This is a genomic window from Porticoccaceae bacterium LTM1, from assembly GCA_030252795.1.
Classification (GTDB): domain Bacteria; phylum Pseudomonadota; class Gammaproteobacteria; order Pseudomonadales; family Porticoccaceae; genus SCSIO-12696.
This window is the reverse complement of sequence record CP127080.1, coordinates 1,040,644-1,056,050: the sequence shown is the minus strand read 5'-3', so window position 1 is coordinate 1,056,050 and position 15,407 is coordinate 1,040,644. Positions and strand designations below refer to the sequence as shown.

The window sequence follows — 15,407 nt, the reverse complement described above, 5'->3', positions numbered from 1 at the left end:
TGTGAAACATAGGTCTACCACCTGACATATTGTGGGCAATTACTAATCTAACTGAGAACTTCTCCCAGCCTCTTTTTGAATTGAAATCAGTGCGGATAGTATTTCCCGGTCATTGCCGTATCTGGACAAAGCTTGCTCAAGCACCGAAAGTGCATCCGCCCGCCTGCCCTCTGAATTTAACGCGATCGCATATACGTAGCTATACCTGGCTACAGCATCTTCGGCATCGGCCGCCTGTTGAAGATACTCCAAAGCGGTTCCCATCTGCTTTTGACGAACATAAGACAACCCCAAGCTGTGATAGATTGAGGCCTTGCCTCGCACATCAGACAGAGCATCATTCAACACTTGCTGAGCCTTTTTTTCATCTCCTATACGCCGGTAGTAATCCGAATAGTTGATATGGGCAGGTGTATAAAAAGGTGCCACTTGGATGGCTCGCTGGTAATAATTTTTTGCTTCCTGAAATGAGCCTATACGAGTGTAATGATCAGCTAAATTGGTCAAATGCTCAGGCCTGTCCGCATTAAATTCCGAGGAAATAACAAATTCTTCGATGGAGGCTTTGTAGTTTTCCTGAACTTCCTTTGGAAACATCTCCAGGGATATCCCACTCAGGGTGTTTGCAGCCAGACTCCTGGTCACCCTGTTGTTATCGTACAGGAGAGGAACTGAGAATGCGGGGCGATACTGTGAAGGTATCCTGTCAGCGATTGTTGCCAAAGCCAGTCCCAATAAAGGTTCGTCACTTTGCGACACAATCTGGAGTATCTGAGCAGTCTCGTTGGAAAGGTACGGCGGGAAAAGTGTTACAGCGGTTGCCCTTACAATTGCTGGTTGCGCATCGTCAAGTATCAACTTCGCCAGTAAGGTTCCCACCTCCGGCTCTCCCTGACGAGCCAGTGCAAGAATAACAGCATAATGATTAGGATCAGCTTTGCCATGCACTTTGCTAATCGCATCCTCTGCCCATTTGTCCGTTCTGTCACTGTGGCACTGAGTACAGGCATTTGGTACTCCCAAAGCCTTAGAAAGATCAGGCCGAGGGATTCGAAAGCTGTGATCGCGTCGCTCATCTACTCCCATATAGGTTTTACTTGGCATGTGGCAGTTTACACAGAGAGAACCTTGTGTAGCCTCATCGTGAAGATGGTGGGATGCGGATTCATATTTCGCTGGCAGATGGCACTGTCCACAAAGGGAATTCCCTTCTGCGCGCAATTTCAGGCTGTGTGGTTGATGGCAGTCGGAACAACTAACACCGGCATGATACATTTTGCTCTGTAAAAAAGAGCCGTAAACATAAACTTCGTCTCTTATTTGACCATCAGGATAATAAAGAGGATCTGTTAGCAGGCTGGGATGAAAACCATCCAGAAATGAATCCCCAGGATGTGTATTTGGAAAAGCAGTTCCTCGCCGGGAGTGGCACCTGGCACAAACCTCTATTTCTGTATCACTGACTTTCTCTTTACTACGCTTGGCTATACCCGTTGCCGAATCCATTGCCCAAGCTATCCCACGACGTTCATCCAGGGCATAAGCAAACCCCTTGTTGGGAACTTCGCCTCCCTTTCCGTCACCAGCCCACTTTACATGCTGCGATCCCGGCCCATGACAAGCTTCACAGGCGACATCAATTTCAGACCAGCTCGTCTTGTACTCCTGCTCTTTGGCTATGTAGTTTTTTTGTAAATTAGTGGAATGACAATCTGCACACATGTAATTCCAGTTTTGATTAATTCCTGTCCAGTGCAGTTCATCATCGTGCTTGATCTGCTCATTTGGATACAGGTGATACCATCGCTGCCCTCCCTCTTGCGAGGTACGCGAATCCCAGACAATATTAAGCGCCTGCAATCTTCCACCAGGGAATTCGATCAGGTATTGCTGAAGAGGATATACGCCAAACGTATAGGCAATTGGGTATTGTGTCAGTTTACCGTCAGGCCCATCTGTCTCGACAAAATACCTGCCTTCCTGCTTATAAAATTTCGAAACCGTACCAAAATAATCAAAACTAGCATTGTTAAAATCCCCCAGTACCGTCTTGTCACTGACATGTTGCATAGCCAGATCGTGGTGCGAACCCTGCCAATCCTGCATTTCCTGCTGATGGCAAGAGGTGCATTGAGAGCTCCCCACATATTTTTCAGTAAGTGTCGGTGATTGAACGCTAACATTATCGGAATCAGGTAATTGAATGACTAAGTCACTCTCACTTCCCTCTTGATCAGCCTGCCTGTCACAGCCAACAATAAAGAGGAGAGAGATTATTATAATTTCAGTAAATATTATATTTTGTAATTTCATTAATCTGTCTGAAAGAAATCATTTATTAGTAGTAAAGTATAAAAAAGGCCTGAGCGGTGAATTTCCTCAAGCCTTTTCCCGTTCTCGTCTGATCGATCATAAATTCAAGGAATCTATCTGCTCTTCGCCTGTGAATTGATCACCTTACTAAGATCCCCAACCTGTGCCGACATACTCTCCTGACTTGGCGGAAATTCTTTAAAGCTTTCGACAAACTTTGCTATCTGCTCACCCGCGGGACCAAGCAACCAGCTACGGTTCTCTGTCCATTCGTCATATCCACGAGCCTCGATAAACCGTTCGAATGGATCAAGTTTCAAATTAATTATAAACGGCGTGGTTAGTGCCAACTGCGTTGCACGAAACCATTCGTGCTGCTTTATGAACAGGAATTTCCAATCACCGTGGCGCATACCATGAAAGACTGTCTCGGTGAAATAATAGAAATCCTTGCGTTTGGTTTTTCCATGATTGAGGAGCAAATCACTTTGATCGTATCCATCGAGGTGAACTTTGTATTTGGAGCCGCCGATTCTAGTGCCTTTTAATAAGTTTTCCTTGAGATCCTTTTGCCCCAACCAGGACATGATTGTTGGCATCCAGTCCTCCATTGTCATGAACTCTCCGGTTGTGACACCTGCGGGAATACGCCCATCCCATTTGACCAACACAGGAACACGAAACCCACCTTCCCAACCACCGACACCTTTTTCACCATGGAATGGTTGATTCCCTCCATCAGGCCATGAATTCGACGCCGCACCATTATCCGTAGAAAACATAACGATAGTATTGTTGGCTACACCGAGTTTTTCGAGAAGGTCCAGTAACTCACCGACATCATCATCCAGCTCCTTCATTCCATCAGCGTATACGCCATAGCCTGTCGCACCCTCGTATTCACTGGAAAGGTTTGTGCGGTAGTGCATCCTCGTGGTGTTATGCCACACAAAAAAAGGCTTACCTGCCTTGACTGCATCGGTGATAAATCGCACCGATTGCTCCAATACCTCCTGATCCAGATTACGCTGGCGCTCCTGACCAAAGGGGCCTAAATCCTTGATATCCTGCTTACCATCGGCCATGACTTTAGAGTGGATTACTCCACGCATTTTCAGGCCATACTTCTCCTGGACACTTGCATCCTTCGGATAGTCATATTGCTCCGGATATTCACCAGCATTCAAGTGATATAAAATCCCATAGAATTCATCAAAGCCGTGATTCGTTGGAAGATGTTCGTCACGATCACCTAAATGATTTTTACCAAATTGACCGGTCACATAACCCTGAGCCTTAAGCATCGTTGCCAGTGAAGGATCCGATTTTTGAATACCTTCTTTGGCTCCAGGCAAACCCACGGTACTTAAGCCAGTACGCATTGGATACTGCCCCAACAGAAATGCTGCCCGACCAGCTGTGCAGGACGCCTGGGCATAGTGATCCATAAAAATCATTCCATCATTGGCAATCCGGTCAATATTTGGTGTGGTGCCGCCCATCATTCCACGATGATAAGCACTAATATTCCACATTCCGACGTCATCACCCCAAATCACCAGAATATTGGGCTTTTCCTCTTGTGCAGACACCTCAAGCGACACAACGAGTAAAAGTGATAAAAACAAAGATAGAGAACTACTTTTTGAAAACTGCTTTAACTTGAGAAAACCCATTACATAACTCCTTAACATGCCACCATCTATTCCCTTAACAGCTCACAATTTTATTTCTAAAGAGTTTTTTATTATCAAAAGTTATAACAATTTCTTATTCAAAGGCTAAAAGACACAATTGTTCAATTTCTTGATGCTACGACATCTTTGAATTTTCTACGAAAAACCTGAAACCGCACTTAACTTTCAAAGTGAAATTCATACTCCACCATCAAACCGGTAGGCTAAAGTGAAGTCTATGCTACGAATTTTGTCCAGAATTGATCCTCCAAACCTCACTTTGCAAATATAAGGTCGAGGTTACGCTGACAACCAAGTCTCTAAAATCAAAGCCTGGGCTATCTAACTGGTATCCAAGTTCGTCACCCTCACGCTGGCCTTGGATTGTCGCCTTCGCTTTTCGTCTTTCACATGGCTTCGGTTTTGCTGGAGCACTAAAGAAATTTGGTTTGCCACAGAACGATAAACATCTGGCAAGGGGGGGAAATTACTATCAGGCTAAAACGAAAAAGCCCAGCTTTTACGCTGGGCTTTTAAAAGTTAGGTAGTGGATATTAGCCGCCACTCTGGCGATTAAATCACTCCCACTCAATAGTGGCCGGTGGCTTGCTCGACACGTCGTAGGTGACACGTGAAATACCGGAAATCTCGTTGATAATACGGTTAGAGACTTTCTCGATAAACTCATACGGCAGGTGTGCCCAACGTGCGGTCATAAAGTCGATGGTTTCCACAGCGCGCAGCGCTACAACGTATTCGTAACGACGTGCATCCCCTACTACGCCCACGGACTTAACCGGCAGGAAGACGGTAAATGCCTGGCTGGTTTTGTGGTAGAGATCATGCTTGTAGAGCTCTTCAATAAAGATCGCATCGGCTTCACGCAGCAGGTCGGCGTACTCTTTTTTCACTTCGCCGAGAATACGAACGCCCAGACCGGGACCCGGGAACGGGTGGCGATAAACCATGTCGTATGGCAGACCCAGTTCAAGACCGATTTTACGTACTTCATCCTTGAACAATTCGCGCAGTGGTTCCACCAGTTTGAACTGCATATCTTCTGGCAAACCACCCACATTGTGGTGGGATTTAATGACATGCGCCTTACCGGTTTTGGACGCAGCAGACTCAATCACATCCGGATAGATGGTGCCTTGGGCCAGCCAGTTCACATCTTTGAGTTTGGTGGCTTCGGCGTCGAATACATCGATAAAGGTATTACCAATAATTTTGCGTTTTTTCTCGGGATCGGATTCACCCGCCAGTTTGCCCAGGAACAGCTCTTCGGCGTCGGCGCGAATCACATGCACACCCATGTTTTTGGCGAACATGTCCATTACCTGATCGCCTTCGTTTTTGCGCAGCAAGCCGTTGTCCACAAACACACAGGTCAGCTGGTCACCGATAGCTTTGTGCAGCAGTGCCGCCACAACGGAGGAGTCCACACCACCAGACAGACCCAACAACACTTTGTCGGTGCCCACTTGCTCACGTACGGTGGCGATGGCGTCTTCGATAATGTTAGCCGGGGTCCATAGTGCTTCACACCCACAGATTCCCATCGCAAAGTGTTCAAACATGCGCTGGCCTTGCAGGGTGTGGGTCACCTCGGGGTGGAACTGAATGCCGTAGAACTGCTTTTCTTCGTTGGCAATAGCGGCAATCGGGCAGCTGTCAGTTGAAGCAACCAGGGTAAAACCCTGTGGCATCTCAACCACTTTATCACCGTGGCTCATCCACACATCCAGCAGCGATGCACCGCTGTCGTGGTCAACATGATCCTTGATATCTCGGAACAGGCGGCTCTCGCCAACCAGCTTCACCTGGGCGTAGCCAAATTCATGCACATCAGAGCTGTGTACTTTGCCACCAAACTGCTCAGCCATGGTTTGCATGCCGTAACAGATACCCAACACTGGCAAGCCCATTTCAAACACACAAGCCGGAGCACGCGGCGAGTCAACGGCATGTACCGACTCAGGACCACCGGACAAAATGATCCCTTTAGGGTTGAACTCGCGAATTTCTTCCTCGGTAATATCCCAAGCGCGAATTTCCGAAAAAACACCAGCTTCACGAATGCGACGGGCAATCAGCTGGGTGTACTGGGAACCAAAATCGAGGATAAGGATTTTCTGGTCGTGAATGTTGGTCATTGTTGGGTCCTGATAGAGCGAGCTGCGGACTAGCTCATTTGTTTCATCAACGAGAGGTGCTCTTAAAGTCGGGTCGCACGTCTGACGTCGCACGTCGCACGCTTAAAACCAACCGCAAACCTAACACCGGGTAGTCACCGAAGCTCTTCTGACTTTCACACTTGCGAGGAACCGCTGTTTGCGTGCGACGTCAGTCGTGCGACGTGCGACCTGTCATTTAAACCACAACGGGGCCTTCCGGCCCCGTCGCTTAAAGCAATACCGAATTAACGCCCACCTACCGGGTAGTTAGGCGCTTCTTTGGTAATCTGTACGTCGTGTACGTGGCTCTCGCCCATACCGGCGGCGGTTACCCGCACAAAACGCGGCTTGGTGCGCATGGTCTCGAGATCCACACTGCCGGTATAGCCCATGGCTGAACGCAGGCCACCCATCATCTGGTGGATAATGGCAGAAACCGGCCCTTTGTATGGTACGCGGCCTTCAATGCCCTCCGGCACCAGCTTTTCTGCACCGGCGCTGGCGTCCTGGAAGTAGCGGTCACTGGAGCCTTGTGTGCGAGCCATCGCACCCAGGGAACCCATACCACGGTAGGACTTGTAAGAACGGCCCTGGTAAAGCTCAATCTCGCCCGGTGCCTCTTCAGTACCGGCAAGCATGGAGCCCATCATTACGGCGTGAGCACCAGCTACCATCGCTTTGGCGATGTCGCCGGAGAAGCGAATACCACCGTCGGCAATCACCGGAATATTGTGATCTTTCAGGGCTGTAGCTACGTCGTTAATAGCCGAAATCTGCGGCACACCAACACCGGAAACGATACGGGTGGTGCAGATGGAGCCTGGCCCAATACCCACTTTCACACCATCGGCGCCGGCTTCTGCCAAAGCCAGTGCGGCTTCACCGGTAGCAATGTTGCCACCGATAACCTGCATCTCCGGGTAGAGCTGCTTAATACGACGAACGCGGTCAATCACGTTTTTGGAGTGACCGTGAGCAGTATCTACTACCAGAACGTCAACACCGGCGGCTATCAGGGCAGCTACGCGATCGTCAGTATCAGGGCTGGTACCTACTGAAGCACCAACGCGCAGTCGACCCTGATCGTCTTTACAGGCGTTCGGGAACTGCTCGGCCTTATCGATATCTTTAACGGTAATCAATCCGCAAAGGTCGAAGTTGTCGTTCACCACCAGCACTTTTTCGATGCGGTTTTTGTGCAGCAACTCGCGCACTTCATCTGCAGAAGCGCCCTCTTTAACGGTTACCAACTTTTCTTTCGGCGTCATGATGGAGCCGACGGTGGCGTTCATATTGGATTCAAAACGCACATCACGACGGGTAACAATACCCACCAGCTCACCGTTATCCAGTACAGGAACACCAGAGATGTTGTTCTGGCGAGTCAGGGCAACCAGGTCCTGAATGGTAGCGCTGGAATCGATAGTGATTGGATCTTTAACCACACCACTTTCGTATTTTTTGACCGCGCGAACTTCAGCCGCCTGCTCTTCAATGGTCATGCTCTTGTGAATAATGCCGATACCACCTTCCTGGGCAATCGCAATTGCCAGGCGGGCTTCAGTTACGGTATCCATGGCGGCGGATACCAGCGGCATGTTTAGCTCAATGTCACGAGTCAGACGGGTTTTCAGGCTGACATCTTTGGCTGTGATTTCCGAGTAACCGGGAACCAACAGGACATCGTCAAAGGTGAGAGCTTCGTTCAGGGTGTGCAAGGCGCTTCTCCAGTTTTCAAAACGAGTTGGAAGTGGGCTTGGGTAAACCCGGCATTATAAGATTTTTTAATGTCAAGGGATAGTCCAATTGCATTGTAAATACTAATTACTCAAGGGGCTGTCGATATCAGGCTAATTAGACGGTCGCAAGTGATCAGTTTTGGCTATGCTTATCAAACAATGAAGCCAGAAGGAGTTAACCGTGACACTCCGCAAACCAGAACAGATACGCAACCTGGCGCTGGTCGGTCACGCCGGCGCAGGCAAGACCACGCTTACCGAGGCCTTGCTGCTCCACGCGGGAGAAATCAACCAGGCGGGAACGATTGAGAGGGGGTCAACGGTCAGCGACTTTGACCCCCTTGAAAAAGAACAGCAACACTCCCTCGATACCGCCATCTGCCAGATCAATCACAACCAGATTCACATCAACCTGCTCGACACCCCCGGATACCCTGACTTCGCCGGCCGCACCATAAGTTCGCTGGCAGCAGTTGATGCGATGGCGGTAGTGATCAACGCCCAAAGCGGCATAGAGAGCATGACCGAAAAAATGCTCAATGGGGGCGCTGAAAGCGATCTGTGCCGGATGATCATCATCAACAAGATCGACAGCGACGGAAACCTTGAAGAGTTACTGGCCGACATTCAACAGCGCTTTGGAGCAGAGTGCCTACCCCTTAACCTCCCTTCCGCGGATGGTGAGAGCGTAGTGGACTGTTTTTTTCAGCACGGCGATGTTGCCACAGCATTCTCGTCCGTAGAAGAAGCTCATACCGCCATGGTGGACCAGGTGGTGGAAGTGGATGAAGAGCTGATGCAGCTTTACCTTGAACAAGGCCAGGAGCTCAGCCCCGAGCAACTTCACGAACCGTTTGAACAGTGTCTGAGAGAGGGCCACCTGATACCAGTCTGCTTTGTTTCCGCTCGCACTGGAGCTGGCCTGGCGGAGCTACTGAAAGTTTTTGAGCGGCTGATGCCCAATCCTCTGGAGGGCAACCCACCACACTTTTTACGCCGGGACGGCGACAAAACCACTCCAGTAGCAATTACTCCTGATCCCAAAGAACATGTCATTGCTCATGTTTTCAAAGTGACTGTGGACCCTTTTGTTGGAGTCATGGGGATTTTTCGCATTTGGCAGGGAACCGTAACCGTGGGGCAATCGCTTTATATTGGCGAGTCGCGACAATTCAAAATTTCCCACCTGCTGTCTTTACAGGGGAAGAAATACACTGAAATTCACTCAGCCGGCCCCGGCAATATCTGCGCCGTCACCAAAGTCGACGAAATTCACTACGACGCCGTGCTGCATGACTCTCACGATGAAGACCACCTGTTCCTGGAACCCATGCCCTCACCACCTCCTATGCACGGAATTGCTATACAAACCACTCGCCGTGGCGATGAGCAGAAGCTCTCCACAGCCCTGCACAAGTTGGCGATGGAAGACCCGAGTCTGAAAGTCGAATTCCGCGCCTCTTTGAATGAAACCGTTTTGTACGGCTCTGGTGATCTACACCTGCGCATCGTATTAGAGAAAATGCGACAACAGTACCAACTCGAATTGGAAACCCAACCACCCAGCATCGCCTACCGGGAAACCATTTCAAAACCGGCTGACGGCCACTACCGCCACAAAAAACAGACTGGTGGTGCCGGTCAATTTGGCGAAGTAATGCTGAAGGTAGAACCGCTGGAACGAGGTCAGGGGTTTGAGTTCGTCAACAAAGTGGTGGGCGGGTCTATTCCCACACAATTTATTCCCGCCGTGGAAAAAGGTATTCGCCAAGTTCTGGATGAAGGTGTTATTGCCGGTTACCCACTTCAGGATATTCGCGTGATTGTTCAGGATGGAAAACACCACTCGGTGGACTCCAAAGAGATCGCCTTTGTTACTGCAGGCAAAAAAGCCTTTCAGGACGCGATCACCAAAGCCAAACCCATAGTTCTGGAGCCTGTGGTCAGCACTGTCATTAATGCACCGGACAGCAGCATTGGCGATATCACCGGTGACCTGTCCTCGCGTCATGGCATGATCAATGGCACCCAGGTACTTGGCAACAAAGTGGAAATAAGCGCCCAGGTACCGCTAAGTGGTCTTGAAGGGTATCAGTCACGATTAAACGCAATGACTGGCGGAGAAGGTAATTACACAGTGGAGTTCAGTCACTACGAAAGGGTACCCGATAATATTCAGCAAGAACTGGTGAGAGGGTATAAGCCGAGGGCTGATGACAGTTAAAAGTCATCAGCCCCCTGGTCTAGCGCCCGAGTTATTGGACGCTACCAATTTCGATCGTCAGCTCTGAGTCCGGCTTTCCGTAAATAGCCAACACATCTTCATTTACACTTCCAACCGACATATGATCACAACTACCTCGCGCTTGCCATAAAGTCCAACTTAAATTATCCAGCGCAACCGGAGAAGAAGAATCACTTTGTAAATGCAACCGATAACCTTTGTAGGTTGCTTTATCAACCGCCGGAAAATCCACCCGAAACGGTTGCCATTCCGAATTTGTCAGGCGTATCGAATCAAAACATTCGCGTTCAGGTTGCGCCAATGACTTGGTGAATGACTGTTTTTTCGACGCATACTCCAGGCACACTTCTACTTCCTGGCCAGCCTTACCTTTTATTTGCCCCAACAACGAGTGAGTAATGCCGAACTCTGCCTCAGTCAGGCGGTGAAACCCACGAGTCTTCGCTACAGCAGGTTGGTCTGTATGAGTGGCCAACACCAGTGCGTATTCACTACCATTGCCAGCACCAACAACCTTAGCGCCATTCGACAAACGCCATGTACCTGGCTGGGTAACCAGACCATGATCAGACTCAAAATCACCGGTGACCAGAATGTCTCTTCCCAGTTGGCACGAGATTTCATCCTTCGCGGAGACATTCATTAACTGTTCCTGCCAGTTCATTGACAGCTTACCGCTCCATTGTCCTTGTCTGTCCAGCTGCAACGCCAATTCACGTCCCGGTTTCGTTTCAATATCTGCTGACCCATTCGGTGTAATGGCAGCGTGACCACCACTGACCGACAATTGAACTCCCTCAAGAATTGACTGATGCTTCAAACGGCGCAGTATATGATCGCGTACTGCTCCCACCGCCGGAGTCGGCTGATAGTGTTTTATATAAAGCGGCACAACTTCTGCGCGTACAAACTGGTCACCATCCATCCACACGTACAACAATGCCGAACGATGAGTTTCCTGAAAGTACTGATCAAATAAAAAGTTACCCAGTGAATAGGCAATCAATTTATTTTTGTACAACTCAAAGCCATGCAAGACATGGGGATGGTGACCTATTACCAAATCGGCACCGCTGTCCACCGCAAGCCGCATACGCCGGTAACCCTCTTCGGTCGGCCCATAACTGTACTCACTGTTGCCGTGGTACTGCACCACAACCGCATTGCCTCGAGCACTTTCACGCGTTACTGCGTTTACAATATTGTCGTCGCTGCCCCAGGCGGCACCTCCCTTGTCTGCCTCGGCCACTTGATTGGGAGTAAAATTGCCTTTCCAGCCGACAAACCCCAATAAACTGAATTCCTCTTTCGCCCGCTGAATTGTGTAACTTTTCAGAGCCTGCTTCTCATTCATTCCACCACCGGAGTAGCCCAAACCACTTGCAGTTAATGCATCCAGGGTAGTTTTAACACCGGCATCACCAAAGTCATAAACATGGTTATTCCCAAGAGTCAGGTAATCTACCCCCGCCCACTTCAGTGCTTCCAGGGTTACCGGATGGGAATAAAAAGTAACGCTCTTTGGAGTCTCTGTGGCCGGAGATTCAGAAGCGAGGATAGTCTCCAGATTGATAGATGCTATATCAGCCAACATAAGATAAGGGCGAATCGGATTCAGCATCTGCTTTAACCGCGTCAACTCATCACCGCTTATTAGCAGTGGTTCATCTCCTGCCAGTGGCTTGTACAAACGTCGCCCGGTCATTAAGTCACCACCAAAAGCAAACAGAGTTCTATCGGGCTTTCTGCTTACCAAGGTAATTGAAGGAATGTCACCTTTATTTTGTTTTATTTCCTGAGGCGAAAAGGTGTGAATTGCAGGATAGTACCCGTCAATATTCAATTCGATGCGATAGACGGGCTTACTAGCCACTCTTATCTGGTACCGACCATCGCGGATCTGTGCAGCGTCACCATTAATGGTTATAGAACCACTCTGCAGCAGGTCTCCCGATTCATCAATTACTTGCCCATCAATCCCGACCATATCACCGCTGGCCTTTGTGAACAGCGATACGCTTACCGCCAAAAATGCCACGATAGCCAGAATGGCAAATAAACCACCGTGAATTCTCCCACTGCACCTTGCTAACCTGCACATCATTTCAATTCCCATCATTTAACTGGCATTGAATTGCCTGAATATTGCGTAGTTAATGAACCGGTACCGTTCCGGCATCTGGCCTGCGTGGGTCAGAGGCACCATAAAATAGACCGTCTTTCCACATAATGGACTGCAGGCTTCCCATCGTTTTGCTCTCAACAATCGGATGACCTTTCTGACGTAAAAGCGCCACAGTATCGGGACTAAAGCCTGGCTCCATTTCCAATTGATCCGGCAGCCATTGATGGTGAACACGAGGAGCATGGGTTGCATCGGCAATATTCATATCGTGATCCATCACATTGACCAATATCTGCAGCACAGTGGTAATGATGCGGCTGCCTCCCGGGCTTCCAGTAACTACATAGGGTTTTCCATCACGAAAAATCATGGTTGGTGTCATAGAACTGAGTGGGCGCTTGCCCGGCTGAATCGAGTTCGCCTCGCCACCAACCAGGCCAAACGCATTAGGCACCCCTGGCTTGGAGGAAAAATCGTCCATTTCGTTATTCATTAAAATACCTGTGCCGGGAATAACGATGCCTGATCCATACGAAAAGTTCAGGGTATAGGTGTTGGAAACCGCATTGCCCGATGCATCCATCACTGAAAAATGAGTGGTATCCGGGCTTTCCCATCGCGAAGGGTTACCAGGCAGTATCTCGCTGGAAGGCTTGGCGCGATCCATTGAAATAGTCTCCGCCAGCTCTTTAGCATATGACTTTCCGGTCAGCGCCTTAATCGGCACAGGGTAATGATCGGGGTCGCCAAGGTGTTTACTACGATCGGCGTACGCCAGCTTCATCACCTCCGCCAACAGATGAACATTAGCCGCACTGCCTGCCCCTTGCTCCTTAATCGGGAAGTGCTCGAGAATATTGAGCATTTGGGCAATATGGACACCACCTGAGCTGGTTGGTGGCATAGACACCACTTGATAACCTCGGTAATCGGTTGTTACAACCTCGCGCTCGGCCACCTTGAAATTAGCCAGATCTTTTTTGGTGATCAAACCACCATGAGCTCGCATTTCAACAACAATTTTGTCGGCAATATCACCACGATAAAATGCTTCCGGCCCGTTTTTGGCCAGCTGCTTTAATGTCCAGGCCAGGTCTGGCTGAATCAGTACCTCACCAGGCTCATAGGGAACACCACCTGCTTTGTAATAGGCTTTTGCTGTTGCAGCATTACTGGTCAGCCAGCCCTGGCGGCTTTTTAAGTTTTCTGACAAATCGTAAGAAACCACAATTCCCTTTTCGGCCAGCTGTATCGATGGCTCAACCACTTGCTGCCAGCTCATGCTGCCATATTTCTCAAGAGCATGCGCAAGACCGGCAACTGTTCCCGGAACTCCGGAAGAGAGATGGCTAAATCGCGCTCTTTGCTCATCTACATTACCCTGCTCATCCAGAAACATATCGCTTCGAGCAGCCTCTGGAGCCATCTCTCTATAATCAATAGCGATAGTTTTATGCTCCTCGGCCAAGTGCACCAACATAAATCCGCCGCCGCCAAGATTACCTGCCCGAGGCAACACTACCGACAAGGCAATTCCGGTGGCTACCGCAGCATCAACCGCATTTCCGCCTCGCCTTAAAATGTCAGCGCCAACCTCACTGGCCAATTGGCGCTGGCTGGCTACCATTCCACCTGAGCCAATCACCGGGTGGTGGATACTGTCGTAGCGAATGATGGCAGTTTCGTCTTTCACATGGTCAGACGCGCAACTGATCGTGCTGCAGATAAACAAAATGGTTGCAGTCACCACCGCCATCCAACGGCACATCGGTCTTTTATTCATTGGCGATCACCCTATCACTGACATCATTTGTTCCACTGTTTGCTGCGGACGAAATTCGCGCAGCTCTACCTCACCGCCTTCACCTATCCGATAGCCGTAAACGGCTGGTGCAGGCAATGAGTTGTAGAAAAAGGGATTTGAAAAATAGTACGCCCCGGTATCGTGCAGCATAATTACATCGCCACTTTCAAGCTTGGGCAACTTGCGGCGATGCGCAACGACATCACCTGCGAAACAGCAGGGTCCAGCTATATCCTGCTCAATAACATTCTCTGTTTTGCATTCACCATTGGCATCAAAAGTTGACAACCTTAATGGCCAGGCTTCAGGCATAAATATAGTTCGAGCAGCTATCTGGGCACCCGCGTGGGTGGTGGCAATATGTCTTCCACCACTATTTTTTGCGTACTCTACTCGCGCCAGTATTGAGCCATTTTTCGCCATAATGGCACGACCGAATTCAGTTTTTACCCGAAACTCACCAGTAAACAGCTCCGGCACTTTCTTTTTGAGAAAATCGGCATACTGTTTAAATGTTGGTGTCACCTTGTCACTGTAAAAATTAACTCGCAATCCACCACCTATATCGATGGATTGAATACGCTGCTCTCCTGCTCGTTGATTAACCTCTTTGGCAAGCGCCACCACCTTCCCAATACCTTCAGCTATCAGTTCAAAAGAACAACCCTGTGAACCTACGTGAGTGTGCATGGTATTAAGCCAGGGATGTGAAAGGTAATCATTGATGATTTGCTCACGATTACCGGGATCATCAAGAGGTACGCCGAATTTCGAGTGTTGGCCTGCGGTGCTCATGGCTTTAATTACACCGCTGCCCACTTGGGGGTTAATTCGGTAACCGATCTCTCCGGAATACTGATCGCCTTCAAGCAAGACTTTTACACGCTCCAATTCCTCAAAATTATCAACATGCAGGGTCGCACCAAGGCTCAACACCTTCTTGATCACTGAAGGTGTTTTGGCGGGCTCGTCAAACACAATATCCGCACCGGTAAATCCAGCATTAAGAGCCTGTTGCAATTCACCTGGACTGGCTGTTTCACATTTCATACCCTCGCGCTTCAACAGCTTGAGCACTTCAAGCATGCCATTGGCTTTCACCGCAAAAAAGTGGGTAAAGTGTGCAGGGAAAGCCTTATGCAAATCAGCGATTGTCTTACTTACTGCATCAGTATCCACAAACCCTACTACCGGACTCTCTTCCGTCAACAGTCCTTTAGCAACAGCCGCTTTTGCGATTATCGCATTTTCAATACAAACTCTAACCGGATCTGAACCATACTCGCATTCAAATTCATAATCGTTCATCAGACAACCTCTTTATTGTC

8 protein-coding genes are annotated in these 15,407 nt (G+C 49.1%); 1 reads left to right on the top strand and 7 read right to left on the bottom strand.

The annotated features are described in order from the left end of the window. Positions 1–42 precede the first annotated feature (42 nt). From QP938_04645 to guaB, 4 genes are all read right to left on the bottom strand, one after another. Complete coding sequence (locus tag QP938_04645) at positions 43–2,313, bottom strand: multiheme c-type cytochrome (GenBank protein ID WIO75201.1); 2,271 nt, start codon at positions 2,311–2,313, stop codon at positions 43–45. A gap of 113 nt (positions 2,314–2,426) precedes the next feature. Next, on the bottom strand, positions 2,427–3,989 hold the full coding sequence (locus QP938_04640) for an arylsulfatase (protein ID WIO75200.1): 1,563 nt from the start codon (positions 3,987–3,989) through the stop codon (positions 2,427–2,429). 578 nt (positions 3,990–4,567) lie between these two features. Next, positions 4,568–6,145 (bottom strand): glutamine-hydrolyzing GMP synthase, encoded by a 1,578-nt coding sequence (gene guaA / locus QP938_04635; GenBank protein ID WIO75199.1) that lies wholly within the window; start codon positions 6,143–6,145, stop codon positions 4,568–4,570. 266 nt (positions 6,146–6,411) lie between these two features. Next, the gene (gene guaB / locus QP938_04630; GenBank protein ID WIO75198.1) at positions 6,412–7,884 is read right to left on the bottom strand and encodes an IMP dehydrogenase; all 1,473 of its coding nucleotides are present in this window, start codon (positions 7,882–7,884) and stop codon (positions 6,412–6,414) included. Positions 7,885–8,086: 202 nt separating this feature from the next. Here guaB and fusA point away from each other — a divergent pair, with 202 nt between their 5' ends. After that, on the top strand, positions 8,087–10,129 hold the full coding sequence (gene fusA, locus QP938_04625) for an elongation factor G (GenBank protein ID WIO75197.1): 2,043 nt from the start codon (positions 8,087–8,089) through the stop codon (positions 10,127–10,129). Between the two features lie 31 nt (positions 10,130–10,160). On the opposite strand, the gene QP938_04620 is transcribed toward fusA, so the two are convergent. Genes QP938_04620 through QP938_04610 form a run of 3 tightly spaced genes read right to left on the bottom strand, consistent with a single transcriptional unit; the run spans position 10,161 to position 15,387 of the window. Continuing rightward, positions 10,161–12,254, bottom strand: coding sequence for a CapA family protein (locus tag QP938_04620; GenBank protein WIO75196.1), 2,094 nt, complete (start codon positions 12,252–12,254; stop codon positions 10,161–10,163). A 49-nt stretch (positions 12,255–12,303) separates the two neighbouring features. Next, on the bottom strand, positions 12,304–14,058 hold the full coding sequence (gene ggt / locus QP938_04615; protein ID WIO75195.1) for a gamma-glutamyltransferase: 1,755 nt from the start codon (positions 14,056–14,058) through the stop codon (positions 12,304–12,306). A 6-nt stretch (positions 14,059–14,064) separates the two neighbouring features. Continuing rightward, positions 14,065–15,387: a diaminopimelate decarboxylase gene (locus tag QP938_04610; GenBank protein ID WIO75194.1), complete on the bottom strand. Its 1,323-nt coding sequence runs from the start codon at positions 15,385–15,387 to the stop codon at positions 14,065–14,067. Positions 15,388–15,407 lie beyond the last annotated feature (20 nt).

What these genes read in the sequence shown, in the direction of transcription:
- QP938_04610 (WIO75194.1), bottom strand. Translation starts at nt 15,387, where the DNA reads ATGAACGATTATGAATTTGAATGCGAGTATGGTTCAGATCCGGTTAGA.
- guaA (WIO75199.1), bottom strand. Translation starts at nt 6,145, where the DNA reads ATGACCAACATTCACGACCAGAAAATCCTTATCCTCGATTTTGGTTCC.
- QP938_04645 (WIO75201.1), bottom strand. Translation starts at nt 2,313, where the DNA reads ATGAAATTACAAAATATAATATTTACTGAAATTATAATAATCTCTCTC.
- ggt (WIO75195.1), bottom strand. Translation starts at nt 14,058, where the DNA reads ATGAATAAAAGACCGATGTGCCGTTGGATGGCGGTGGTGACTGCAACC.
- QP938_04640 (WIO75200.1), bottom strand. Translation starts at nt 3,989, where the DNA reads ATGGGTTTTCTCAAGTTAAAGCAGTTTTCAAAAAGTAGTTCTCTATCT.
- QP938_04620 (WIO75196.1), bottom strand. Translation starts at nt 12,254, where the DNA reads ATGATGTGCAGGTTAGCAAGGTGCAGTGGGAGAATTCACGGTGGTTTA.